Below are 25,798 nucleotides of genomic sequence, written 5' to 3' on the forward strand. Positions count from 1 at the left end.
TATATTTATGATGCGCTTTCTGAGGTCCATTTTTTTATTGAAAGCAGAGATTTTTTATGGAAGGATTAAGTCATATCACGTTTATCGTTAAAAACATTGAAAGAACAACTAAGCTGTTTAAAGAAGTGTTTGCTGCAGAAGAAATCTATTCAAGCGGAGAGGATGTATTTTCTGTATCAAGAGAAAAGTTTTTTTTGGTTCAGGGAGGTGTGGATCGCAGTTATGGAAGGAGAGTCCTTACCGTCAAAAACGTATAATCATGTAGCTTTTAAAATTGACAGGGACAAACTGGCTGAGTATGGGGACAAAATTTCTTCACTTGGATTAGAGATCAAAGATGGTCGAAATAGGATAAAGGAAGAGGGGCAGTCTATTTATTTTTATGATTATGATAATCATTTGTTTGAACTGCATACCGGAACATTGGGAGAGCGCTTAAACAGATACAGGAAGGGAAATAAATAGAGGCGGTTGCGGTGTCGTCAGCATCATGATACAATAACAAAAAAAGACAAGGTGGTGAATAGGCGTGATGGCAGTTATGGGAAAAATAACATACAAAGTCTTTGACTTTCTAGGATTTATTTATTTTTGCTATAACATTATTTCCAATTTTTTCTTCCAAGGGACAAGTGTGTCTAAATATGGAAGAAAAATTTAAATAAAGAGACCATTCAGGCTTATTTACGCAGATATGTTAAAGATAATAAATAACAAACAAAGCCATGGGTGTTTTTCCTGCGGCTTTTTTCTTTGATATGAACAAATCTGTTTTTAGTATGCTGAGCGGCAGAAAGAGGCAATAGATGTTAATACAACTACAGGGAATAGAAAAAAACTATAGCACATATCCGTTATTTGAAGAGCTGAGTTTAAAAGTTGAAAAAGGAGAACGGATTGGAATAGTGGGAACAAATGGTTCCGGAAAATCCACTATTCTTAAAATGATTGCAGGATTGGAGGCTGCAGATAAAGGCACGATCAGTATTCAAAAAAATGTAACTGTGGGTTATCTGGCTCAACTTCCTGAAGCTGAGCCAAAACCGGTTCGGGAATACTTGCTTGATTCGTTTGAGACTGTCAATCATATACAAAAACATCTGAAGTATTTAGAAGAGAAAATGACCGATCCGCAGGCTGATTTTGGGAAGCTGCTTTCACAATATGGCAAACAGCAGGAGTTGTTTGAAGCAGCAGGCGGTTACGAGGTAGAGAATCGTTTGGAGATGATTGCAAATGGATTGGAGGTAGCTCACCTTATGGATCAAAGTTTTGATGCATTAAGTGGTGGGGAACAGACAATCATTAATCTGGCACGTATTCTTCTTCAGCAGCATGAAGTGCTGCTGCTGGATGAACCGACGAATCATTTGGATATTCAGCGAATCAGCTGGTTGGAAGGTTATCTGCTTCATGAAAAGAGAACTTGTCTGATTGTTTCACATGACCGTCAGTTTTTAAATCAAGTGGTTGAGAGAATCGTTGAGATAGAGGATGGTAAATGTTGGAATTATAAAGGCAGTTACTCTGCTTATAAGGAACAAAAAGAAGAGCGCATTGAAAAATTGAGGAAGGATTTCGCTGAGCAGCAAAAGGAAATTCAAAAGATAAAGCTGACGATCCGTAGATTCAGACAATGGGGGCATGAAGGAGATAACGAAAAGTTCTTTAAAAAGGCAAAAGAGTTGGAACGTCGTCTGGAAAAAATTCAAAAAATACCCAAACCCAAAGGAGATAGCCAGAAACTTGGGAAAGGTTCTTTCCGCATGGCTGATCGTTCAGGCAAAGAAGTCCTTATTGGCGAAAGGCTTAAAAAGGAGTATGATGATCGCGTGTTGTTTAAGAACAGCAGTTTTTCTTTATTTTGGAAAGAGCGGGTTGCGATAATCGGTGAGAACGGGGCCGGAAAAACAACATTGATGAAGCTGATTCTGGAAAAAGAATCTCTAGATAGTGGTGAGCTTAAACTGGGAAGTAATGTGAAGATTGGCTATTTACCCCAAGCTATTCAATACGATTATCCACAGCGGTCCATCTTACAGGAGTTTATGTATGAGTGTTCTTTGGACGAACAGGAGAGCAGGCGGCTGCTTGCTGGATATTCATTTTATAAGGAGGATGTGCTGACTCAACTGCGGTTTTTAAGCGGCGGAGAGAAAATCCGCCTCGAATTGGCAAAACTGATGCAGCAGAAAATTAATTTTTTGTTGCTGGATGAACCGACAAATCATCTGGATATTGAAACAAGGGAAGAGGTGGAAGAAATTCTAGAAGACTTCACTGGGACATTACTGGCTGTTTCGCATGATCGTTTCTTTTTAGAAAAAATGTTTCCTGATTTTTTGGTGATTAAAGATGAACGAATCACTAAGATAACATGCAGCTATTCTGATTTTTTTAAACAGGAAATCTAAGTTGGGAAAATGAAAGATATAAAAAAAGGCAGAGATAAAATTAAATTTTACTCTGTCCTTCTTTTGTAGTCTTACACAGTCTTTTGATGCTGAACGGCTCAGCAACTTTCAGATTAGTTATTATTCAGTAACATCTTCACCAAACCAGGTTTCAGATATTTCAGCGAGCGTCCCATTTTCACGCAGTATTTTGAAAGCCTCGTTAATTTTTTCAGCTAATTGCGGGTCGGTTTTGCGTATACCAACAGCAAATGTCTCGCTTTCGAAGGCTCCGGGAATGATGGAATAATTTGCAAGATTCTCTTCATGTGAAAGGTAATAGTTGGCATAAACCCGATCAATCAGGAGACCGTCAATACGACCGGATTTTAAATCCATGAAAGCCTCATTAAATCCATCATATAAAACAGCTGTCTGGTCTTTTACCAGATCTTTCAGGATCTCCGGCTCTTCTTCAAAGCCATGATACCCGGAAGAGCCGTTTTGAGCACCTAAAATTTTATCTTTCATATCAGAAAACTGGTTGATATTGTTCTTTTTCAATGATACAACAACCTGTTCATTCTTCATGTAATCGTTACTGAACAGCACCTTTTCTTCTCGTTCAGCTGTTTTTGAGTAGCCATTCCAAATTAAATCAATGGTCTGATTTTGCAGTTCGTTTTCCTTCATTGACCAGTCGATTGGCTGAAAATCAATCTCAATATCATACAAAGCAAAGACGGCTTTTGCCAAATCAACATCAAAGCCGATAATCTCTCCTGCTTTATTTTGAAAGCCCATAGGGACGAAGGAATCATCCAAGCCTATAATGATCCGTTTCTCCTGATTAATTCGTTCCCATTGGTCTCCGTCAGTCTTTTTTCTTCCGCAACCGACGATCAGTAAGGAGAAAATCAGCAAACTAGGGATCAGCCAATATACGTTCTTTTTCATAAAATTCTCCTCCTATTGAACAGGGGCGACCGTTAACAGCTGGTCGGCAATATTTTCAGCAAACTGCATATCGTGAGTCACAACGATTTGCGTGATGCCCTGTTCTTTCAAACTTAAAATGACTGCTTCCACTTGCTGACGCAGCTCAGGGTCCAGTGCGCTGGTAGGCTCGTCATATCCCAAGACTTTGGGTTTCATTGCAAGAGCTCGAGCCAAAGCTACCCGTTGCTTTTGACCACCAGACAGCTGATAAGGGAAAAGTTCCTCTTTTCCTGAAAGGCCAAATTTATTTAGCAGCTCCAGTGCCTCGGCTCTGCTTTCTTCCTTGGGTTGTTTCAGCGACAGGACAGGTGCTAATGTGATATTATCAAGTACTGAAAGATGAGGAAACAGTTGAAAGTCCTGAAAAACAATACCTACAACCTGATCTGCATTATCCATTGCAACAGGATCAAAGGTTTGTCCATCAATAGACAATTCTCCTGAATCAATGGTTTCCAGACCGGCAAGACAACGAAGTAATGTTGTTTTTCCACCACCGGAAGGACCGACAATTGTCAAAATTTCTCCATCCGGAATTTCTATAGATAATTGATCAATAATCATTTTAGTATCAAATCGTTTTGTTAAATTTTTTATGACCAGCATGTCTTTTCCTCCCTTTAGCGGTAATATTGATAGTATTTTTCGATTTTTTTAGACAGCAGCGTCAGAACAGCTGTGAATAATAGATAAATGACCCCGACCAAAGCCAGCGGCAATATGGTTACATCTCTGCTCATTGCAATTTTTCCGGCTCTTAACAGGTCTCCCAGTCCGATAACATAAATCAGTGAAGTGTCTTTCACCAGGTTGATGACCTCATTGCCAATGGAAGGCAGGACGATTTTAACGACCTGAGGCAGAATAATTTTTTGAATGGTCTGCAGTTTTGTCAGACGAAGCACTTTAGCTGCCTCATACTGCCCTTGAGGAATTGATTGGATACCCCCACGAAAAATTTCAGCAAAATAAGCAGTATAATTTAATATAAAAGCAAAAAGTGCTGCATCGTATCGTTCGAAAACAATTCCAATTAACGGCAAACCGTAAAAAACAAAAATCAACTGCAGTAACAATGGTGTTCCCCGCATCAGCCAAATATACACGTTGATAAGATAAGTCAGTGGCTTAAATCGACTTTGAAGTCCAAAGGCAACAATAATTCCCAAAGGAATTGACCCAAGCAAAGTAAAAATAAATACCTTAATGGTCATTCCAGCACCGCTTAATAAAGCCGGTAAAATTTCCCCTACATAATCCATGATACAACCTCCAGTAATTTCTTTATAAAGACTATGTTAAAAAATGAACCGTTTTGCCGCTCATTTTAAAAACCAAAAACAATGTTGTGTTTTCCTCTTTCCATCAGACAATACAGTCTCGACCAAATAAAAAGAACCTCCCGGCATAAGAGCCAAGAGGACGAAAATATCGTGGTTCCACCTCATTTTACTTCTGTCTTGCAACAAAAGCCTCATGAGCAGTTGGCTGTATAAACCGACTGCTGCCTCGTTAACGGTGAGCTGCCGCATTTTCTTACTGAAAGCTTCAGAAAATGACTTCTTCAGATGTGTTCATTATTGTCTTTCTGCTGCTTCTTTCAGCGGTTGAAGCATTCTCTGTCAGTAAGGGGGCAATAATTACTCGTTCTGTTCATTAGTTTTAGATAATAAAAAAAAGTCCTTCGGCATATCAAATGCCAAAGGACGAAATATCGTGGTTCCACCTTTGTTCACTGTTATCTCACAATAACAGTCTTAGAAAGTCTATGACTCTATGCTGTAACGGGCCGTCCCGGGTTTGTTTACTGAAGTTCAACAAACCAACTCCCAGATGTGGTTCACTTTGTCTTGTGCCTTTTTTCACCAACCAAAGACTCTCTTGAACAATGACGAAAGCTACTCTTCTGTTCTTTGTTTTTATTTACTTTATCATCGGGATTACAATCTGTCAATGTGAAAAGGAAAAAATATGAAGCATATAAATTAAGCAAATAATTTTTTTCAGGTAAAATAGAATATAATAGGTATATGTGCAGTTTTTTTTGTACTTTTAGCGGGATTTATTTGGAGGAGGAAAGAGAATGAAGAAATTTGGTTTATTAATGGCAGCAGCTGTACTATTGCTTAGTGCCTGTAGTTCAGGGGCTAAAAATAAAAGTGAGTCTGGAAGCACGACTGAACCAGAGCAAGTGATTAATGTAGCTTCTGGTGGTGAATTATCAACTTTAGACAGTGCTCATTATACAGATGTTTACAGTTCCGATATGATTGGGCAGTTGGCTGAAGGGCTGTATCGTTTGAACAAAGATCAGGAGCCGGAACCGGCGATGGCAGCAGAAGAACCGACAGTAAGTGAAGATGGGCTTGTTTATATATTTAAGTTGAGGGAAGCTGAATGGTCAAATGGGGAGCCGGTCACAGCAAAAGATTTTGTCTACTCTTTTAAAAATGTTGTTGATCCTGCGTATGGCTCAAGCAGCAGTAATCAGATGGATATATTTAAAAATGGACGAAAGATTCGTGAAGGTGAACTTACTTTAGATGATTTTGGTGTAAAAGCTGTGGATGATCAGACCCTGGAGCTCACGCTGGAATATCCGATTACGTACTTGTCTCAAGTTTTGACAGGTACACCGTTTATGCCGAAAAATGCAGAGTTTGCAGATGAAAAAGGAACTGCCTATGGTACTTCTTCAGATAACTTTGTAGGGAATGGTCCGTTCTTGATTTCCGGGTGGGATGGTACAACGGAAAGCTGGCAGCTGACTAAAAATCCGAATTACTGGGATCAGGAAAAAGTAAAGCTTGAGGCAATCAATGTACAGGTTGTGAAGGAAATTGCGACAGGAACGAATTTATTCGACAGTGGTGATTTGGATTATACTGGATTGGCCGATACCTATGCATTGCAATATAAGGATTCACCTCAGGCCTACTTTGTTCCCAAAGCATTGGTCGGTTATCTGAGTCCAAATCACAAGCGTGAAGTAACAGGGAATGTGAATGTTCGTAAAGCAATCCTGCAGGCTATTGACAAGGAGGCTTTTGCAGCAGATATTTTGGGTGATGGCTCGACTGCTTTAAATGGATTTGTACCCAAAGATTTTACGAGAAATCCGGCAAATGGAGATGATTTCAGGAACGAAAATGGTGATTTGCTGCCCTATGATTTAGATGCGGCGAAGGAAAGCTGGGAAAAAGCGAAGAAAGAGCTTGGAAAAGAAACGATTGAACTGGAATTGCTTTCTGCTGACTCGGCAATTGCTAAAAAAACGATTGAATTTGTACAGGGACAGCTGCAGCAGAATCTTTCTGGCTTGACAATCAACTTAAAATCTATACCGTTGCAAAACAGATTGGACCTTCAGACAGAAAGCGAGTTTGATTTGGTATTTGGAACATGGACACCAGATTATGCGGACCCAATTAACTTTTTGGAGTTTTATGATTCAAAGAGCGGATTAAATACAGCAGGATACGACAATTCAGCGTATGATGCCGGATTGAATGATGCACAAATCACACTTGCCAATGAACCCGAACAGCGCTGGCAGGAATTGCTGAAGCTGGAGAAAATGCTTGTTGAGGAAGATGCTGCGGTGCTTCCGCTGTATCAGGGAGCGATTGGTTATCTGAAAGCAGATCGACTAAAAGATCTTCAGGTATTTTCATTTGGTCGGACGATCTCTTATCGTATGGCTTATGTTGAGGAATAATGACTGATTGAAGAAACTAAAAATGAAAAAAGACACAAGGAACGGTTTGAAGTGACCCCAAAACGTTCTGTGTCTTTTTTCATTTAGCTGTTTATACATATGCTTTTTAATGAATAATCTCGGTAGGCAGTAATATTGTTTCCCTTTGTCCATCATCAACTGCTAAAACTCGTTCAGGATAATTTGAAGAGTAAGGAAAATCCAGATCAACTGCCATTTCTACATCGCTGAATTCTTGTGAAAAGTGGAGAGTTACCTTGTCGTTATTGGACAGAACATCAAAAGTGAGCATAGTTGTTAAAGGAATCACACCTTTTAGATTACGGTCAATAATAAACCAGATACTATCTATCAGCTCTCCCGGAAGAGTGGTCACAATGCCTAAAGAGGCATAACGGCTGCGATTTGTATCAAATGATTCAAACATAGAAATCCCTCCTTCATTTCACTTACTATTAGTATAGCGCAAACAACTGGAAGTTTGGAATGGGGTGCTTCTTTTTCTGTGTCTATAGTTCTTGCTGAGCTTCGTTTCAATTTCAACAATCTCTAAATGGCAAAGCCATTAAGAATTGAAGGACTCTGTTTTGAGCCTCTGAGCAGTCATTGTTTGCCTCAAGTTGTCAGTTCCACTTTTGTCAGATTTTTTAGTGGAATGATAGGAGTGCGATAGTCAAATGAATTAGCAATCATTCATTCCAGAAAGAGAAGCAATTAATCACAGAGGTATATAAAGTCTGGAACACTAGGGGCTGCAACATAATGTTACAGCCCCGATAATAATCCTTTGTTTCCGTAATAAAAAATTGGGTTGTGTAAAAGGATTTTTATTATTCTTTTTCTTCTCCGATCACTTCTGGTTCAGAAGTTTCTCCTGGAGTTTCTTCTTCTTCGTTGGACTGAGCTTCCGTAATGTTGACAATTTGTTCGTCACCATCAGTTACAATAGTGAATTTATCATTTTTTGGAAGATCAGCAACAGTTAATGAATCACCGATTGCCAACTTGGCAACATCAACTTCTACACGTTCAGGCAGATTTTCAGGTGTAGCGGATACAAGAACAGAATACAGATTTTGAGTAAGAGCTCCACCGGCTTTCACACCTTTAGCTTCTCCCACTAAAACAACTTCAGCTTCCACTTCTGTTTCTTCAGTCATGTTAACTGCCAGAAATTCAACGTGTTTAATCTTACCTGTAAATGTATCAAGCTGTGTTTTATACACCAAGGTATTTACTTTTTTTCCATCAATAGTCAATGCAATAACTGTGTTGGCACCATTATCGCGTAAGACCTTAGTTAATTCTTTCTCATCTACAGTGATTGGAGTGCTTTCGATCTGATAGCCATAAACAACTGCTGGAATTTTTCCTGAGTGACGTAACTCATTTCTAAGTGAACGGGGACGGACGGCTCTTTTCTGAACTTCTAATGAAACTGACATAACCTAAATTCCTCCTTTGATAGTGAGTGAATTTATTTGGTTAAACAAAATGCAACATAAAGAAATTCCAACGAACAAAAAAGGACTGATTACAACATAATCAGCCCTGGAACTTCACCTATGATACCTTTTCTCTTCCAGGTCATTACGCTGTTTTTGAGAAACCTATGATTCACTTTACTTATTAACCATAACGTGATTTTAACTTTAAGTCAAGGGAAGTGAAATTTTTGGCTTGAATTGAACAGATCTTAATGTATAATTAAGGATTATTATGTTAAGGAGCTGTTATGCGTTTAGATAAATTTTTGGAACAGCAGAATATAGGTTCTAAAAAGTCCGTCAGACGATTACTTCAGCGAAAAGCTGTAACCGTTGACGGTCAGATAGTAATAGAAGAAAATATAAATATTGATCCGACTGTCCATGAAATAAAAGTGGCGGGTAAAAGGATAAGAGGTGCAGGGCATTCCTACTTCCTGCTGAACAAACCGCAGGGAACAGTTACAGCTGTAAAGGATGCTGAACACCAAACAGTCATTGATCTTATCAGAGAAGAGGATCGAAAACCTGGTCTTTATCCAGTTGGCAGGTTGGATAGAGATACCGAGGGACTGGTTTTGATTACAGACAACGGACAATTGGGGTATCAGCTGCTTCACCCCAGCAGGAAAGTAACAAAACGATATCTTGTTACGGTAAATGACCAACTGACTGAAGAAGATTGCCGGTGTTTTTCAGAGGGAATCGTTTTTATTGGCGGAGTACAGTGTCTTCCGGCTGAGTTGGACATTCTTACTAGCTCTTCAGATAGAAGCAAGGCTTATCTGGATATCAAAGAGGGAAAGTTTCATCAGGTTAAAAAGATGTTCCTGTCCGTTGGGAAAAAAGTAACCTATCTTAAGCGGATCAGCATAGGACCGATTGTTTTGGAGGATGATTTAAGGAGCGGAGACTATCGGTCGTTAAATCAGGAAGAAATAAGGCAGCTGCTTCCTGTTGTAAAAAAGGTAAATATAGATAGAAATGGGTAGTGAGGATGAAATACAAGACATTATTATTTGACGTAGATGACACATTATTGGATTTTCGGACAACAGAAAAGCGTGCTCTGTATACGTTGTTTTCAGAAGAGCAGCTTGAACTGACGAAGGAAATTGAACAGACTTATCAGGCAATCAATCATCAGTTGTGGCAGGATTTCGAGCATGGTAAAGTTGCAAAAGAAACCATCAGCGAAACGCGCTTCGGTTTATTGTTTGAGCAGCTGGGGAAAAAGGTTGATGGAAAAGCACTGGGTGCAAGATATCAGAAGCACCTAAGTGATGGTCATGATCTTCTGGGAAACAGTAAGAAGATTTTAGAAAAATTACAGCCAGATTATGATTTGTATGTGGTCACAAACGGGATTGCTGTAACACAATACAAGCGATTGAAAGATGCTGATCTTTATCCGCTGTTTCAGGATATCTTTGTTTCTGAAGAAATTGGATATCAAAAGCCGATGAAAGAATATTTTGATTATGTATTTGATCGAATCCCTGATTTTGATAAGGAAAAGACGGTCATTATTGGTGATTCTCTTAATTCAGATATTGGCGGAGGACAGCAGGCAAATATTCAAACGGTTTGGCTGAATCCAACCAGACAAGCAGGCAAACAGGAAATTCAGCCTACGTATGAAATTCAACAGCTGGATCAGTTGTTTTCGATATTAGGTTAAAGAAGGTTAAGAAACCACTAATCTTAGTATGTTTATTTTGAAAGAAATTTGTTAAAAATTTTTTATTTATAAATCCAGACTTAAACGAACCATATCATTCAGAACTTGACCATTGTCAATAATTTCTTCATCATAATGGCGAATGAAAAAGTCTTTATCTATGCCTGTCATGCGAAATCCGCATTTCTGATAGAGATAAAGTTGGGCGAATCCTGTACTTCCTGTACCTACTTCCATCGTCTTAATTCCCTGCTTTCTTGCATAGTCAAATGCGAAGGCAATCATTTTTTGTGCATAGCCTTGATTTTGAAAGGCTTCGTCTACTGCAATGTTCACCAGTTCCAGTGTATCAGGACGAGTTGGCAGCAGGACCATAATTCCAACCAGTTCAGGATTCAGAGCAGCAAATACTGTTCCCCTTTGTGTATAGTCATCGATAAGTCGTTTGGATGGATCGGCTTTAAAGAGTAATCTGTAGTGATCATCTGTCAGTAGTTTTATTTTATCGAGCTTCAAATTTTTACCTCCAGTAAATTTTTATTGAATTCTAAAAAAGCTCATATTTTCTGTGGCATTCTTTCCGCTTTTCATTATAATAGATAAGGACGACAATGACTATAGCTGAAAAAGAAAGAGGTTTTCCTGCATGAAAAACAATCAACCGATAATCATTGGTGTAACCGGGGGCTCAGGGAGCGGCAAAACAAGTGTCAGCCGAGCAATTTTCAATTACTTTCCTGATCATTCCATCATGATGCTTGAGCATGATTCTTACTACAAAGATCAAAGCCATTTAAGCTTTGAGGAGAGATTAACAACCAACTATGACCATCCGTTTGCATTTGATACGGATTTATTGATTGAGCACTTAAAGCAGCTGTTGAACTGCCAGCCTATAGAAAAACCGGTCTATGATTATGTGGCTCATACCAGAAGTTCGGAGACTGTTATACAGGAGCCGAAGGACGTGATTATTTTGGAAGGAATTCTGATTTTGGAAGATCCCAGACTGCGGGAGCTAATGGATATCAAGCTGTATGTGGATACAGATGACGATACTCGGATTATTCGGCGGATAAAAAGGGATATGGAAGAACGAGGACGGACACTGGATTCGGTGATTGATCAGTACTTGACCGTAGTAAAGCCGATGTACCATCAATTTATTGAACCTACAAAGAGATATGCCGATGTAATTGTTCCAGAAGGCGGAGAAAATCATGTGGCAATTGATTTAATTACGACTAAAATAAAAAGTATTTTGGATTAAGCTGACCATACAAGATAAAAAAAGCGGGATTTTCAATTTGAAAATCCCGTTTTTTCAGCTAATCATCATTTTGTCAAGCAGTGCTGTCTTAGTTGTGAAGGCCGGTGTGAATATCGTCGATGATTTTAAGCTGCTTCAAAAAATCTTTTCTCAAGACAGCCCATTTTTCATAATTTTGCATAGAAAATGTATGATTATTTGAGCGATTGTCTTTAACAATATTGAGCGAGAAGGCTTCATCATGGATACAGATAAAATCAAAGTTGAATGATTCGGCATTCTGGTCATAAGTGTAACTACATTTTTTAATGTAGTCTAAGGCTTCCGCCTTTTTGGAAAGTATGGTACATCTTTCAAGTAAGTAGTTCAATTCAGACTTGTTGAAAGGTCGATTAGGTGAAATTTTAATCGAATAGATATTCATACAGCGCTCCTTCTATCAATAATGGTGATTCTCTAACCATCCCCCTAAAGTAAATAAGGGTCAGAAGCTGACCCCGAAATACAATATAAGTTTATCATAAAAGCTTTTGAATATCTATTCAACTTGAACTTTAACAGGAAAAAGGTCAAAAAAGGTCATGAATTGAAAGTTTTTTTTGCAGTTCTTTTTTTTTTGATAATATGTCAGTTATTCTACTATAAATTATCAAATATTTGCTTATTCTTTTAAAATCTTGAAAAACATTTCTGTACGAATCATGTTATAATTTGTAAAAAGATGTTATCCTCGGAAGGGGGAGATAAAAGAAATGATACGCAGGGGAGAAATTTTTTACGCAAATCTGTCACCAGTTGTTGGATCTGAACAAGGAGGAATCCGGCCGGTTTTGATTATTCAAAATAATAAAGGAAATTTATTTAGTCCAACATTGATTGTAGCGCCTATTACAAGAAATATCAGAAAAAAAATGCAGCCGACACAGGTTAAGGTGAACATTCCGCATGAAGAGGAACTGACTCCTTCGCTTGTTTTACTGGAACAAATTCGGACACTGGATAAGGAACGAATTTTGCAGAAGATCTGCAAACTGCAAGAAGGTGATATGGAAAAAGTAAATCAGGCGCTGAAGATAAGCATAGGAATTCGATAGGCTCTTTAGCTGATACATAGAATGATGAAGTGTGAAGAATGGGGAAGATGAGGTTATGACAAATCTTTATTTGTCCTGAGCTGCCAGTCCTGCTTGCCTAGTAGTAAGCTAGCAGGATGGTATGCGAAGCTCTGATGGAGATAAATTTGTCAGAATTTATTCCATATACAATGAGATAGCTGACTGCAGAGGCAGAAGTGCCTAGCTTTTAGCATCGGGCAGGTATCATGCATCATCTGCTCTGACAAATCAATCGCAGTGAAATTCTTCAATTCTTAATGACTTTGTCATTTAGAAAGTGATGAGATCGAAACGAAGTCCTTCAATTCTTAGTGGCTTTGCCATGTAGAAATTGATGAGATCGAAACAAAGTGTAGTGTAGTGAGAACCGTAGAGCAGCTTGCAGGAACGTGCTGCTGCTATGCCTTGAGTTGTCAGTTCCGCTTTTGTCAGATTTTTTTAGTGGAATGATATATGTGCGCTAGTCAAATGAATTAGCGATCATTCATTCCGGAAAGAGAGGCAATTAATTGCAGCGGCAACACAACACGTTCCTATGCGCCTTCCTACTTGATGCGCCACAAATTTTTGGTGATTAGGCAGGTATTGTTCATCATAGCTCATAGGCACTAAATGTTATGTCTTAAGTAACCGCAGGTCCAAAAGAGACTTTTACTTCTGGAACACTGTTTATTCAGTTTTAAGGGTCTGGGGCATACTAATGTCGCAGACCCATTTTGTTTGTTTATTTTTAAGGGTTTGCTTTGCAGGATTTGAAATTTTATTTTTTCTCAGTATAGTAGAGTAGATAAGGAGGGTTTAATTTGAAAAAGATTCGCTATGGGATTTTAAGCACTGCGCAGATTGTTCCGCGGTTTGTTCAGGGGATCAGAGAAAGCAGACAAGGAGAAGCAGCAGCAATTGCATCCAGAGACTTGACAAAAGCAAAAGAGGCAGCGGAAAAGCTTGGGATACCAAAAGCCTATGGAAGTTATGATGAACTTTGCCGGGATAAAGAAATTGATGTGGTCTACATCGCAACATATAACAAAGGTCATTATTCAGCAGCCAGGCTGGCTTTGGAGAACCACAAGCATGTGCTTCTGGAAAAGCCTTTTACACTTTGTATCAGTGAAGCAGAAGAGCTATTTGAGTTGGCCGAAAAAAATAATTGTTTTTTGATGGAGGCACAAAAAGCTGTTTTTCTGCCGGTAACTGCTAAAGTTAAAGCTGCTGTCCAAGAGAATAAAATTGGAAAAGTTCTGTATATTCGATCCGTGACTGCTTATCCGAATATTGATCACCTGAAGTGGTTTCATTCAATGGATGCCGGTGGTGGTGCATTACATGGATCAGGAAGCTACCCGCTTGAGTATATTCAGTTTATTCTGGGAGAAGCAATAGAGAGCTGTACCGGGCAGGCATCTATTGAGCCGGGAAAAACAGACGCACGTTTTGACCTCTCGTTAAAATTTTCAAATCAGCTTTTGGCCAGTATATTTATAACTGTAAATCTTGACTTACCTAGTGAGATGACGATTTATGGTGAAAAGGGAAAAATAGAGATTCCATCATTTTGGAAAGCAAAGCAGGGAATGATTCATTATGCAGATGGAACAACAGAAAAACTAACCAGTACATTTAACAATGAATTTTCATTTGAAGTAGACCATGTCAATGATTGTTTGGAGAAAGGACTTCTGGAAAGTCCTGCTATGACAAAGAAAATAACTCTTGATACGGTGAAATTAGTGGAAGAAATGTACACCCGGTGGACTGAATAAAAAACGGATATGAAGCAGCAGAAGTATAAGAGTACCTGAAAGGGACTGAAAATGAAATCTTATACGTGAGTAAAGCGTCTATCATATTTTGTTTCAGGATAAAGTGCTGTGTAACTCCGGCTAAGAAACTTGGACAGGATTTTCTAAATAAAGAATAGTCATTCGATTTTTGGAATCCGGTTGAATTAAGGACAAAAGTGTGCTAAAGTAGTCCTCATGCGACGAGTTGACTCAACCTGACAGTTTCTGACTGTTCCGATTCATCGGCTTGAGGTTGGTTAAAACAGAGGCACAGAGGTTCAAGGTACCCCTTGTTCATCAGCTACCGCATTTGTAGTGTGTCGGATAAAGTCTTTGTGGAGAAGTCGTTATCTATTTATAACCATATAAATACTGTATAAAAAGAAGATGAAAATCTTCTTTTTTTTGCAAATTTCCATAAAATATTGGAGAATTCAAGTTAAGTGCAGGTATGTTTCTTCTGTTATTTTTAAGATGTTTTGCACTTAAGGAAATAAAAAAGCCTGCAATGCCAGCTTTTAACAAAGCAGTGGAAAGAGGCTGACAAGAGAAACAGTTCAAATTTAGAGTTATAAAAAAGATATCTGATTAAGGTTGCACTTACAAAAGTGCAACTTTTTTGTGTTGTTACACTAATAAAATCAGGCTATAGTTGCAAATGTAAGGGAAGGAAATGAAGGTGGTGAAAGATGTCGCTGCACTTATCAAAACGAGAAATCAATCTGCTGCTGCTGCTTTTGGATATGGAAAACAGTATCACCACGAAGGAGCTGGCAGAGAAGTTTAAGGTTAGTGTCCGCACAGTCAAATATGATTTAGATAAAGTCCGTGAATGGTTTTGGGAGCGCGGAATTATACTGCAGGCACGAAGGAATAAAGGAATATGGCTGGACCTGCCTGATTCAAAACTATTGAGACTGAAAAATGAAATCCTTGAAGTTGATCGATTTGAAACATATCCTGATCAGGAGCTGAGGATGAATCAGCTGATTTTCTACTTGATTTTGTCAAAGGATTACGTAACATCTCAGAAATTATCTGATGAACTTCAAGTCAGCCGTAATACGATTTTAAAAGATCTTGATCGGCTGGAGGCTTTTATTAATGAATATGGAATCACATTGAACCGGCAAAGCGGTCTGGGCTTTCTAATTTGCGGAGAAGAAAGCAAAATCCGTTTGCTAATGGAATACATCAGTCAGAAAGAAATTACTGAATATGATATTTATCAAATTATGAGCCACTTTGTTCAACCCGGAAATAAAAAATCAAAGCTGGAAGTCCATGTAGGTACAAACGCAATTTTTCGGGATATTTATCAAGTGGCATTGAGTAAAATGGCTCAATTATTGGACCCATCACTATTTGAGCATTTCAATTATGCAGAGCTTCTGTCAATTACATTACGTGTTTCAATTGCAGCTTCACGAATGCAGCTGAATCACACCATGAATGGCTATAAGATTTTATCAAACCAAAAGGAGCTTCTGAAAAAACAGGATCTGCCATTTTTGCTGATGGATAAAGTATTTGAATATTATGAACTGCCTCTGCTTGCTGACGAATACTTATATATATACAGTGATGTGTTTATTTCTGACAAAAATCAGGATATAGCGAAACTGACTGAAGAATTAATTAAAAATGTTTCTAATGAAATCAACTTTCCTTTTTTTAGAGATCGCCAGCTTTTTACGAATTTATTTGCACATCTGTCTTTGCGTTTAACAAAGAAGCATCAGTTTATCAATGAGTACAATCCTTTTGTTGATGATATCAAGACAAAATATCCGCAGCTTTTTGCTGCAATCGAATGTGGAAGTAATCGTACTATTGAGAACGCCGTTCATTTTATTAATGAATCATTTATTGCTTATATTGCATTGCATTTTCTGGTTGCCTATGAAAAAAATCAGCATGAAGTGAACACTGTGAGGATTGTTTATGTTTGTTCAACGGGGCTAGGTGTTACCAGCCTGATTGAACAGAAAATTCTGGAGGAAGTGTCGAATGTTGAGATAGCCGGATTTGCCTCAGTACTCAATGCTGCAGAATTGATTGAAGAAAAGAATCCTGACCTGATTCTTAGTATTTTTCCGATTGAGGGAATGAATCACCCTTTTATTAAAGTGAACCCTTTACCGACTGAAGGAGATATCCAGCTAATTCAGGAACAGGTAAATAAAATTTTGACCAGTGTTCGTGATGGAAGTATTCCTAGGCTGACGCCGCGCCGTCCCTTGAAAGAAAGAAAGGGAATTGAGGCTGAAAGCAGAGAGCTTTTGATGACAGGATACATTATTTATGAAGAGCTGCTGACAGCTTTTTCAGAAAGTCTGAATGAGGAATACAGAGAAGCTTTTTTGCTTCATGTGCTGTTGATGGTTCACAGAATAATGTTTGACGGGCAGTATGAGAATGGCAGGTACAGCATGAAAGAAAAATTGATGGAAAGGAAAGTATTGGTAGAAAAAATTGAACAAATATTTGCCAAAAACAATTTAACTGTTAATCAGGCAGAGATCGTTGCTTTATTAAACTATATTAAAGAGAATCTGGGGTGATTCACAAGAGAAACACTCCAGAAGCGGCAATTATTGAGTCAGGGAAGGAAGCCAATTCATAAACAGAAATTAAGTAAAAGATATCAATGAAAAGGGTGTGAGGCTATGAATTTAACTGAAGAGGCAAAAAAAATCATCAATGATTCTGAATATCAGGCGGAACTGACTGAAATGATTGAACAGGCAAATCAGCTTCTGGAAGCGAACGGGATTGTTCCCACCGATTTACAGTGGACGGTTTTAATCAATCACATAAATGAAATGATTAAGCGTTCGAAAGCAGGTGAGAAAATGACAGGTATTGATCCGGAGCTGTTTGCGGAAGTATCGAGTGAAGCACTGTCTATAGCTGGTGAGCTGGTAAAAAGTATTGGGAATCTGATGATTGATGAAATGTATGTTTTATCCATTCATTTTGAAACAGCTAAACAAAATTCAGTTGAGTAAATCTAATAATTTTAGGAGGAAATAGGATGATAACAGTAGTAATTGCAGATCGTTTAGGAAAAGGACAAAATGTAGCGAAAGGTGTCGAAGCTGCCGGCGGACGTGCGGTAGTTGTACCGGGAATGGGTGCAGATATGCGTTTAGGTGATGTGATGCAGCAGGAAAATGCGGATATGGGTATTTCCTTTTGTGGGAGCGGCGGGGCAGGAGCTTTAACTGCGGCAACGAAATATGGCTATCCGGAGCGACATGGGATGCGTTCGATTGAGGAGGGGATTACAGCAATCAATGATGGGAAAACAGTTCTTGGTTTTGGATTCATGGATCAGGAAGAACTTGGGAAAAGACTGACAGAAGCATTCATTAAGAAACATGGAGAATAGCAATGAATGCTTAATACAGAAGCAGATTAAATGTATATCAGATGTCTAAAAAATGCACGAGGAGGAAGAGGAATGGGACTAACTAAAAAGATGTCACAGATCGTACAGGTAACAGGAAAAGGAGACAGTAAAGTCACCGCATTTGCCAGTGCATTGAGCAGTGTTTCGAAAAAAGTTCTTAAAGATTCAGAAGATGTACTGATTCGAATCGAACCGACAAATATTGCTGTTCTGTTTGCAAAAGAGAAAGAGTACACTGAACGATTTCTGTTCTTCTTCTTTCCGAGAAAACGAACAAATTATGAAGTAGAGTTAATGGTTGAGGTAGAAATCAGTTTGATTGAAGCAGCTGATATCGTTTTTACAAAAGTGGATTCAGAAGATCCGAATGGTGTAACGATTCCGTTTACATCAAGGAAAATTTAATTAGGGCAGGAGGAACAGGTAAGTGGATTTAATTATTATTCTATTTAAATCAGTTATTATTGGCGGGTTACTTGGCTTTGCGGCTGGGACCGGAGCGGCGAGAATGTTTCATGCTCCTCAAACTCAGGGGTTGGGTGCATTTAGAACATTAGGAGAAATGAATGCAGCAGAGGGAGATCCAGCTTCCCATTTTTCTTTTGGGTTGGGCTTTTTCTTTAATGCGTGGGCTTCTGCTGTGGGGGCAGGTGCATTTACTCAGGATGTCACACATCGAATCATTCCGAACTGGGCAGCTGCTGCATTATTGGTCAAAGATAAAGATGTCACAAAAACGATGCATGATCCTAAAAAAATGGGGATTACAGGAATGATTGCGGGAATTATAACTGTAGCTTTTTTAAACAGTACAGCTGCAGCTATACCGCCATCTCTTCAAGTAACCGCAGTGGCTGTTCTGGTTCCGGCTGCAACTATTTTAATAAATACAGTGATGCCGGTATTGTTTTGGCTGGCAGCTTTAGATGCAGGTAAACGTACAGGTTTTTGGGGAACATTATTTGGCGGACTTTCTCAGCTGGTTATGGGAAATGCAGTGCCCGGTGTAGTTCTGGGAATTCTAATTGGTAAAGGCGTCGATGAGCTGGGCTGGTCCAAGATGACGAAAGCTATGATGGCTGCAATTATTCTCCTGTTTATTTTCAGCGGCTTTTTCCGTGGATTTGATATGCAGATGATTGAGAGCTTTAAGCTGGAAGTACCAAACTGGCTGAATAATCTGCATGATGTATTTACTGTAAAATAAACTGATTTAAGTAAGGGGGAAGCAAGGTATGGATGTAAAAGAGAAACAAGAATGGTCTCAGGAAGAGATAGAGATTCAAGAATCATTGAAAGCAAAAAGCTTCTGGTATGCTGACTGGTCTTTTCCGATTTTAGTTGGTTTGATGGCAGCTGCAGTATTTGCAGGTACACATATGTATGTGGTCCATGGTGTAGGGGCTTTTAATGAAGTATCGATCGTGGCAATGCTGAAGGCTGGGCTTGACGGAGATTCTTATGGAGCTGCGGCAGCGTTTGGAGCCAGCTTCCTGTTTGCACGTATTTTGGAAGGCTCGCTGGTAGGGATTTTAGATTTGGGCGGTTCAATTCTGACAGGAATTGGTATTGGCGTACCAGCTATTTTATTGAGTATGAATATTACAGCGCCGATTGATAATTTTGCGTTGTCCTTGATTACCGGAGCTGTGCTGGGACTATTAGTTGGCGGTGTTATTATTCTGATTCGTAAATTTACGATTAATCAGGCGAATTCCACATTTGGAGCAGATATTATGATGGGAGCAGGAAATGCGGCTGGCCGCTTCCTTGGTCCGCTAATCATTTTAAGTGCAGCTGGTGCTTCAATCCCCATTGGTATCGGTTCGACGATCGGTGCATTGATTTTCTATGCATGGAAAAAACCGATTGCAGGCGGGGCAATACTTGGAGCGATGATTTTCGGAGCATTCTTTCCAGTAGAATTGCCGTAGTAATAAGTAGAAACTCTATTCATAAAATAGTGAAAAATCCGTTTACATTAGTATAGAACTATGTTATTATAAATCCGCAATGATTTATAATAACGTTATAATCTTTAATTGAACGGAGGAAGTTTAAAATGAATGGATTTGTATTGTGGATGGAACAGCACCTGATGCCTGTAGCCAATAAATTTGGCTCGCAAAAGCACATGGTGGCAATTAGAAAAGGGTTGATTGCAACAATGCCTTTAACAATCGTGGGGTCGTTTTTTACGCTGTTTCAAAATATTCCTATTGATTCGTACATGGAATTTATTGCACCTTATTCAGCTGTAATGGATATTCCTTCCCGATATACTATGGGAATTCTGGCTCTATATGCTACTTTTGGGATTGCATCTTCTTTAGCGCAAAGTTATAAACTTGACTCACTGATGTGCGGCATTTTGGCATTGGTTGCTTTCTTGGTGACGGCTGCTCCTCCAACAAGAGTGTTTGAGGATGTTCCAGATGTCATTAATGCCGGTCGTTACATTAATTTGGCAAACATGGGAGCAGCTTCTCTGTTTGGAGCAATTGTTGCAGCGTTGCTGACGGTGGAAATTTACCGCTTCTTTGTTTCAAGAGATATTACGATTAAAATGCCTGAGGGTGTACCGCCGGAAGTATCAAATTCATTTGTAGCGTTAATTCCAGGCACTGTTATCTTGTTGTTGTTCTGGGGACTGCGCCATATTATCGGCTTTGACTTAAACGGATTCTTAAGTAATCTGCTGATGCCGTTAAAAGGTATTCTGGCAGGAAACAGTTTGTTCGGAGGACTTCTAACAGTTTTCCTAATCTGTTTCTTCTGGGTTCTTGGGATTCATGGTCCGGCAATTATGGGACCGGTTATCCGCCCATTCTGGGATATGTCAATTGTTGAAAATAATGAGGCATTTCTAAATGGTATAAGTGCAGATGAACTGCCTAATATCTTTACGGAACAGTTTTTACAATGGTTCGTTTGGATTGGCGGTGCGGGAACGACACTGGCGTTAGTTCTTTTAATGGTCTTTTCAAAATCAGAGTACCTAAAAAGCTTGGGCCGACTATCCCTGCTTCCAGGAATTTTCAACATCAATGAACCAGTTATTTTCGGGACGCCGATTGTAATGAATCCAATTATCGGGATACCGTTTATTGTGGCTCCATTGGTAACAACTACATTATCTTACTTTTTAACAATTACGAACGTCGTTCCAATGATGGCTGTTCGTCTGGCCTTTACTTTACCGGCACCAATTGCTGCATGGCTGAGTACAGATTACAGTGTCATGTCAGCGATTCTGGTTTGTATCAACTTTGTCATTACACTGGCTATCTACTATCCATTCTTTAAAGTTTATGAAAAGCAGCAGCTTGATAAAGAATTGGAACTGGAAGAAGCAGCAGAAGCAGTATAAAAAGAATTTGTAAAAAGGGAAGCGGGCAGAATAAGGTTATGACAGTCTTTTGTAGACTCGATGTTTCAGCAACGTCCATTATTCTGTTATAGAGATAGTAAATGAGCCTGGTACGTGCATATGTTCCGGGCTCATCTCTCTTTCATTTTAGATAAAAGGCGCTAACAAACACTGCTATAGGAGGAGTAAGCGATGTGGGTATGGTTCATTCTTTTTTTTGTTATTGTACAGGCTGTGCTGGAGAAAAAGCTACTGCCTGAAAAACTGACAAGTGTCCGATTGAGAACACTTTGCTTGTATTCAATAGGCGGAATTTCTTTGGCAATTGTTCTGGGTATTATAGCAGGACAGCCGATATTGATTGTAGGAACGACCACTATTTTCTTTGGATCTTTGGTATCATGGAAAAATCGAGATAAATTTGACAAGATGGAGCGTGGCAAAAGAATATGAAAAGAGCACTGGGAGTTTCAGTATATCCGAATCATAGTGATATGGAACAGGATAAAGCTTATTTAAAGAAAGCAGCAGAATATGGATTTACCAGAATTTTTATGAGTATGCTGGAGGTAACGGATGGGAAAGACACAGTCAAACAAAAGTTTCAGCATTTAATCAGTTATGCGAAAAAGCTTGGCTTTGAGACCATACTGGATGTTGTTCCCTCTTTATTTGATGAGCTGGAAATCTCTTATGATGATTTATCCTTTTTCCATGAGCTTGGAGCAGACGGAATCCGTCTGGATGTTGGCTTTGATGGAAATAAAGAAGCGAAACTAACTTTCAATCCATATAATTTGGCGATAGAATTGAATATGAGTAATGATGTTGCCTACTTGGATAATATTTTGACCTATGAAGCAAATAAGCCCTTTTTGTACGGCTGTCATAATTTTTATCCTCAGGAAGGTACAGCTCTGCCTTATGATTTCTTTGAAAAATGCAGTATACGTTTTAAAGAAAAGGGCATTCGTACTGCAGCCTTTATTACTTCTCAGTCAGGGAGCATTGGACCGTGGGATATCAATGATGGCTTGCCAACACTTGAGAGTCACCGTCATTTGCCGGTGGAGGTTCAGGCCAAGCACTTATTTGCTACAGGGCTGATTGATGATGTTATCATAGGAAATGCCTATGCATCAGATGAAGAGCTCGAAGTATTAGGCAATTTGAATCGCTATCAGCTGGAATTACGTGTTGAGTTTACAGATGCCGTGAATCCTGTAGAAAAAACAATTGTATTGGATGAACAGCATTTTCGCCGAGGAGATATCACAGTGCTGATGGCTCGCTCGACAGAAGTTCGTAAGAAATACAGTCAGGAAAAGAATTCTGCGCATGATAATAATCAGGAATTCAGCGTTGGCGATATTGTTATCGGAAATGATGCATTTGGAAAATACAAGAATGAGCTGCAGCTTGTATTGCAGCCGCATAAAGATACAAGAAAGAACAAGGTCGGCAGTATCATTGCCGAGGAACAGGTCTTGCTGGACTATATAAAGCCTTGGACAAAATTTAGATTAAAAGAAAAGTAGGGGGACTATATGGTCTATGATTTACTGATAAAAAATGGAAAATTAATTGGTGGACAAACAATTGATATTGCAATACTTGACGGAAAGATCGCTGAAACCGGTGTTTTTGTTGAGGGTAAAAGTAAGGAACAGATTGATTTAAAAGGAGAGTCTTTTATTTCTCCCGGCTGGATCGATGATCATGTCCATTGCTTTGAAAAAATGACACTGTATTATGACTTTCCAGATGAAATCGGAGTGAAAAAGGGTGTAACTACTGTGATCGATGCCGGAACAACCGGTGCAGAAAACATTCATGAATTTCATGATTTAGCTGTTCAGGCAAAAACCAATGTTTACGCACTTGTAAACATATCCAAATGGGGAATTGTCGAACAGGATGAGCTGGCAGATCTTACAAAGATTCAGAAAGAGCTGGTAAAGAAAACATTAACTGATCTGTCTGATTTTGTGATTGGTATAAAAGCTCGAATGAGCAAAACGGTGATTGGTGAGAATGGAATCAAGCCGCTTGAGCTTGCAAAGGAAATCCAGAAAGAGAATAATAATGTACCGTTAATGGTTCATATCGGTTCTGCCCCTCCTGAATTGGATGATATTCTGGAGCATATGTCTGCCGGCGATATTCTAACGCATTGTTTTAATGGAAAAGCCAACGGTATTTTGGATTCAGAAAAGGGCAAGATAAAAGATTTTGCCACAGCAGCGTATAATAAAGGGATCGTTTTTGATATTGGTCACGGAACTGACAGCTTTAATTTTACTGTTGCTGAAACAGCACTTAAAGAAGGAATAAAGGCAAAAACTATCAGTACAGATATTTACATCCGCAATAGGGAAAACGGACCGGTTTACGATCTGGCCACAACAATGGAAAAACTGCGTGTTGCAGGTTATGAGTGGTCGGAGATTATTAATAAAGTGACGGCAGCCCCAGCTGAGAGCTTCCATCTGAAAAGAAAAGGTCATTTGGTAACTGGTTACGATGCTGATCTTACCATTTTTACTATAGAAGAAGGCAGCAAATTACTGACAGACTCAAATGGCTTTACCAGAGAAGCAGCAGAGCTGATTAAACCTGTAAAAACAATTATCGGAGGTGTTGTTTATGACAATCAGTTATGAAAAGTTTAATCTAAAAGAAGTGATCAATGCTTCCGGACGAATGACTGTCCTTGGAGTTTCAAAGGTATCTGAAAATGTTTTGGCAGCTCAGAAATTTGGCGGAGAGCACTTCTTTGAAATGAGCGAATTAAGTATTCAAACAGGGAGCTATCTTGCTGAGTTGCTGAAGGTTGAAGATGCTCAAATTGTTTCCTCTGCCTCTGCGGGGATTGCTCAAAGTGTGTCGGCTCTGATTGGTCAAGGTTCCATTTATCATGCGTACCATCCTTATACAGATCGTATCAGCCGACGGGAAATTATTATTCCGAAAGGGCATAATGTCGATTATGGAACACCTGTTGAAGTGATGATTGCTCAGGGAGGCGGTGAGCTGGTTGAAGCTGGGTATGCAAATATGTGTACACCGGAACATATTGAAATGATGATTACTGAAGAGACGGCAGCTGTCTTATATATTAAAAGTCACCATACAGTTCAAAAAAGCATGCTAAGTCCGGCTGAAGCAGCAGAGATTGCCCATAAACATCAATTGCCGCTGATTGTTGATGCTGCTGCAGAAGAAGATTTGTTTAAATATATCGAGGCAGGAGCTGATCTGGTTATTTACAGCGGGGCGAAAGCGATTGAAGGTCCAAGTGCCGGAATGGTTGTCGGAAAAAAAGAATACATTGAATGGATTCGTCTTCAAGGAAAAGGGATTGGCCGCGCAATGAAAATCGGCAAGGACAACATTCTAGGGTTTACTCAGGCTGTGGAAGACTATTTGAAGAACGGCAGTGAATCCGGTGATTCGATGAAGGATCGTCTGGCTCCTTTTATCACTGATTTGAATAATATTTCCAATATAGATGCAAAAGTTGTACAGGACAGTGCAGGGAGAGATATCTATCGAGCAAGCATAAAAGTTTCTGGAAATAAAACGGCCAAAGAAGTGATTCGTGAGCTGAAGACAGAGAATCCGGCAATCTACACTAGAGAATATCAGGCAAATAACGGAATCATTGAGTTTGATATCCGTTCTGTTAATAAGGAAGAAATGGATAAGATCACTGTCCGCCTGACAGAAATTATGAAATAAAAACGGCTTTAGCTATGTTATTATGAAGAATATCGTATTAAATTATATACAGAAGGGGTTTACAAAATGTCATTAACACCAAATTATTTAGAAGATCGTTTATGTTTAAATGTTTTAGCAAACTCAGTAGAAAATGCAAAGGCCTGTTATGAAGCAGCCGAGGGACACGTTATTCTTGGTGTACTGTCTAAAAACTATGCAACAGATGAAGCTGCAATTGAGGATATGAAAAAATACGCAGATGCAACAAATAACGCGCTTTCTGTGGGACTTGGCGCAGGAGACCCGAATCAAAGTCAGATGGTTTCACGTATTTCCAAAGATTTACAGCCTCAGCATGTCAATCAGGTATTTACCGGAGTTGGGACTTCCCGGGCACTGCTTGGACAAAATGATACCGTGATTAATGGATTGGTTTCACCCACAGGAAAAGTAGGCTATGTTAATATCGCAACAGGTCCCCTAAGCTCACAGGCGCCTGCAGGAGAAGTTCAGATTGAAACAGCCATCAAACTTTTGCAGGATATGGGCGGCAGCTCAATCAAGTATTTTCCTATGAAAGGGCTGGCACATAAAGAAGAATATAAAGCAGTTGCAGAAGCCTGTGCAAAATATGATTTCTATCTGGAACCAACCGGAGGAATCGACTTGAAAAACTTTGAAGAAATCGTCCAAATTGCAGTAGATGCTGGTGTTAAGAAAATTATTCCGCATGTTTACAGCTCAATTATTGATAAGGAAACCGGGGATACAAAACCGGAAGATGTACGTTTACTGCTGCAAATGATGAAGAATACTTTAAAATAAACATAAAATCTAATTTTA

The 25,798-nt window shown here is 39.1% G+C and carries 26 protein-coding genes, 1 pseudogene and 2 other annotated features; of the genes and pseudogenes, 20 read left to right on the forward strand and 7 right to left on the reverse strand.

From position 1 onward, the window contains the following. Positions 1-56: 56 nt before the first annotated feature. Positions 57-465: pseudogene (fosX, locus tag LI954_RS05580) on the forward strand (FosX/FosE/FosI family fosfomycin resistance hydrolase). A 341-nt stretch (positions 466-806) separates the two neighbouring features. Then, complete coding sequence (gene abc-f / locus LI954_RS05585; RefSeq protein ID WP_229443922.1) at positions 807-2,414, forward strand: ribosomal protection-like ABC-F family protein; 1,608 nt, start codon at positions 807-809, stop codon at positions 2,412-2,414. A gap of 120 nt (positions 2,415-2,534) precedes the next feature. On the opposite strand, the gene LI954_RS05590 is transcribed toward abc-f, so the two are convergent. Genes LI954_RS05590 through LI954_RS05600 form a run of 3 tightly spaced genes read right to left on the reverse strand, consistent with a single transcriptional unit; the run spans position 2,535 to position 4,654 of the window. Continuing rightward, positions 2,535-3,350, reverse strand: coding sequence for an amino acid ABC transporter substrate-binding protein (locus tag LI954_RS05590; protein ID WP_229443923.1), 816 nt, complete (start codon positions 3,348-3,350; stop codon positions 2,535-2,537). Positions 3,351-3,362: 12 nt separating this feature from the next. After that, entirely contained in the window at positions 3,363-3,998 is a 636-nt protein-coding gene (locus tag LI954_RS05595; protein WP_202064035.1) for an amino acid ABC transporter ATP-binding protein, read from the reverse strand. A 14-nt stretch (positions 3,999-4,012) separates the two neighbouring features. Continuing rightward, a complete protein-coding gene (locus tag LI954_RS05600) occupies positions 4,013-4,654 on the reverse strand; it encodes an amino acid ABC transporter permease (protein WP_229443924.1) in 642 nt (213 codons plus the stop codon). A gap of 153 nt (positions 4,655-4,807) precedes the next feature. Continuing rightward, positions 4,808-5,058, reverse strand: a binding site (T-box leader). A 33-nt stretch (positions 5,059-5,091) separates the two neighbouring features. Further along, positions 5,092-5,315: a binding site (T-box leader), on the reverse strand. 160 nt (positions 5,316-5,475) lie between these two features. Here LI954_RS05600 and LI954_RS05605 point away from each other — a divergent pair. Continuing rightward, on the forward strand, positions 5,476-7,110 hold the full coding sequence (locus LI954_RS05605; protein WP_229443925.1) for a peptide ABC transporter substrate-binding protein: 1,635 nt from the start codon (positions 5,476-5,478) through the stop codon (positions 7,108-7,110). A 106-nt stretch (positions 7,111-7,216) separates the two neighbouring features. Here LI954_RS05605 and LI954_RS05610 read toward each other — a convergent pair whose 3' ends face one another. Both LI954_RS05610 and LI954_RS05615 read right to left on the reverse strand, forming a co-directional pair. Beyond that, positions 7,217-7,537, reverse strand: a complete 321-nt coding sequence (locus LI954_RS05610; RefSeq protein ID WP_229443926.1) for a DUF960 domain-containing protein — start codon at positions 7,535-7,537, stop codon at positions 7,217-7,219. A 403-nt stretch (positions 7,538-7,940) separates the two neighbouring features. Further along, positions 7,941-8,555: a 50S ribosomal protein L25/general stress protein Ctc gene (locus tag LI954_RS05615; RefSeq protein ID WP_202064039.1), complete on the reverse strand. Its 615-nt coding sequence runs from the start codon at positions 8,553-8,555 to the stop codon at positions 7,941-7,943. 290 nt (positions 8,556-8,845) lie between these two features. Here LI954_RS05615 and LI954_RS05620 point away from each other — a divergent pair, with 290 nt between their 5' ends. Further along, entirely contained in the window at positions 8,846-9,589 is a 744-nt protein-coding gene (locus LI954_RS05620) for a 16S rRNA pseudouridine(516) synthase (RefSeq protein WP_229443927.1), read from the forward strand. Positions 9,590-9,594: 5 nt separating this feature from the next. Then, positions 9,595-10,278, forward strand: a complete 684-nt coding sequence (locus LI954_RS05625) for a YjjG family noncanonical pyrimidine nucleotidase (protein WP_229443928.1) — start codon at positions 9,595-9,597, stop codon at positions 10,276-10,278. Positions 10,279-10,344: 66 nt separating this feature from the next. On the opposite strand, the gene LI954_RS05630 is transcribed toward LI954_RS05625, so the two are convergent. Continuing rightward, the gene (locus LI954_RS05630) at positions 10,345-10,794 is read right to left on the reverse strand and encodes a GNAT family N-acetyltransferase (RefSeq protein WP_202064041.1); all 450 of its coding nucleotides are present in this window, start codon (positions 10,792-10,794) and stop codon (positions 10,345-10,347) included. Positions 10,795-10,924: 130 nt separating this feature from the next. On the opposite strand from LI954_RS05630, the gene udk reads away from it, so the two are divergent. Beyond that, positions 10,925-11,548 (forward strand): uridine kinase, encoded by a 624-nt coding sequence (udk, locus tag LI954_RS05635; RefSeq protein ID WP_202064042.1) that lies wholly within the window; start codon positions 10,925-10,927, stop codon positions 11,546-11,548. Between the two features lie 88 nt (positions 11,549-11,636). Here the strand turns inward: udk and LI954_RS05640 are convergent, their stop codons facing one another. Next, positions 11,637-11,972, reverse strand: a complete 336-nt coding sequence (locus tag LI954_RS05640; RefSeq protein WP_202064043.1) for a hypothetical protein — start codon at positions 11,970-11,972, stop codon at positions 11,637-11,639. A 328-nt stretch (positions 11,973-12,300) separates the two neighbouring features. Here LI954_RS05640 and LI954_RS05645 point away from each other — a divergent pair, with 328 nt between their 5' ends. The 14 genes from LI954_RS05645 (at position 12,301) to dagF (ending at position 25,780) form a co-directional block, all read left to right on the forward strand. Beyond that, positions 12,301-12,642, forward strand: a complete 342-nt coding sequence (locus LI954_RS05645) for a type II toxin-antitoxin system PemK/MazF family toxin (RefSeq protein ID WP_229443929.1) — start codon at positions 12,301-12,303, stop codon at positions 12,640-12,642. Positions 12,643-13,466: 824 nt separating this feature from the next. Then, positions 13,467-14,426: a Gfo/Idh/MocA family protein gene (locus LI954_RS05650; RefSeq protein WP_202064045.1), complete on the forward strand. Its 960-nt coding sequence runs from the start codon at positions 13,467-13,469 to the stop codon at positions 14,424-14,426. Positions 14,427-15,136: 710 nt separating this feature from the next. Continuing rightward, positions 15,137-17,011: a BglG family transcription antiterminator gene (locus tag LI954_RS05655; RefSeq protein ID WP_229443930.1), complete on the forward strand. Its 1,875-nt coding sequence runs from the start codon at positions 15,137-15,139 to the stop codon at positions 17,009-17,011. Between the two features lie 105 nt (positions 17,012-17,116). Then, positions 17,117-17,458, forward strand: coding sequence for a PRD domain-containing protein (locus LI954_RS05660; RefSeq protein WP_202064048.1), 342 nt, complete (start codon positions 17,117-17,119; stop codon positions 17,456-17,458). Positions 17,459-17,484: 26 nt separating this feature from the next. Continuing rightward, on the forward strand, positions 17,485-17,841 hold the full coding sequence (locus tag LI954_RS05665) for a glycine-rich SFCGS family protein (protein WP_202064050.1): 357 nt from the start codon (positions 17,485-17,487) through the stop codon (positions 17,839-17,841). 72 nt (positions 17,842-17,913) lie between these two features. Next, positions 17,914-18,267 carry a DUF4312 family protein gene (locus LI954_RS05670; RefSeq protein WP_229443931.1) on the forward strand — a complete coding sequence of 118 codons (354 nt, stop codon included), beginning with the start codon at positions 17,914-17,916 and terminating at the stop codon, positions 18,265-18,267. Between the two features lie 22 nt (positions 18,268-18,289). Continuing rightward, a complete protein-coding gene (locus LI954_RS05675) occupies positions 18,290-19,069 on the forward strand; it encodes a DUF4311 domain-containing protein (protein ID WP_202064054.1) in 780 nt (259 codons plus the stop codon). A gap of 28 nt (positions 19,070-19,097) precedes the next feature. Beyond that, positions 19,098-19,796 carry a DUF4310 family protein gene (locus LI954_RS05680; protein WP_202064056.1) on the forward strand — a complete coding sequence of 233 codons (699 nt, stop codon included), beginning with the start codon at positions 19,098-19,100 and terminating at the stop codon, positions 19,794-19,796. Between the two features lie 128 nt (positions 19,797-19,924). After that, positions 19,925-21,232: a PTS sugar transporter subunit IIC gene (locus LI954_RS05685; protein ID WP_202064058.1), complete on the forward strand. Its 1,308-nt coding sequence runs from the start codon at positions 19,925-19,927 to the stop codon at positions 21,230-21,232. Between the two features lie 192 nt (positions 21,233-21,424). Further along, positions 21,425-21,685, forward strand: a complete 261-nt coding sequence (locus tag LI954_RS05690; RefSeq protein ID WP_202064059.1) for a hypothetical protein — start codon at positions 21,425-21,427, stop codon at positions 21,683-21,685. Beyond that, the gene (locus tag LI954_RS05695; protein WP_202064060.1) at positions 21,682-22,770 is read left to right on the forward strand and encodes a DUF871 domain-containing protein; all 1,089 of its coding nucleotides are present in this window, start codon (positions 21,682-21,684) and stop codon (positions 22,768-22,770) included. Before LI954_RS05690 ends, LI954_RS05695 begins: the two co-directional genes overlap by 4 nt. Before the next feature lie 9 nt (positions 22,771-22,779). Continuing rightward, the gene (locus LI954_RS05700) at positions 22,780-23,895 is read left to right on the forward strand and encodes an amidohydrolase/deacetylase family metallohydrolase (protein WP_202064061.1); all 1,116 of its coding nucleotides are present in this window, start codon (positions 22,780-22,782) and stop codon (positions 23,893-23,895) included. Then, positions 23,879-24,973 (forward strand): DgaE family pyridoxal phosphate-dependent ammonia lyase, encoded by a 1,095-nt coding sequence (locus LI954_RS05705; RefSeq protein WP_202064062.1) that lies wholly within the window; start codon positions 23,879-23,881, stop codon positions 24,971-24,973. The genes LI954_RS05700 and LI954_RS05705 overlap by 17 nt, the downstream gene beginning before the upstream one ends. Before the next feature lie 66 nt (positions 24,974-25,039). Continuing rightward, positions 25,040-25,780 (forward strand): 2-dehydro-3-deoxy-phosphogluconate aldolase, encoded by a 741-nt coding sequence (dagF, locus tag LI954_RS05710; protein WP_202064063.1) that lies wholly within the window; start codon positions 25,040-25,042, stop codon positions 25,778-25,780. Positions 25,781-25,798 lie beyond the last annotated feature (18 nt).

It is taken from the genome of Enterococcus sp. CWB-B31, assembly GCF_020567645.1.
Taxonomy (GTDB): domain Bacteria; phylum Bacillota; class Bacilli; order Lactobacillales; family Enterococcaceae; genus Enterococcus_L.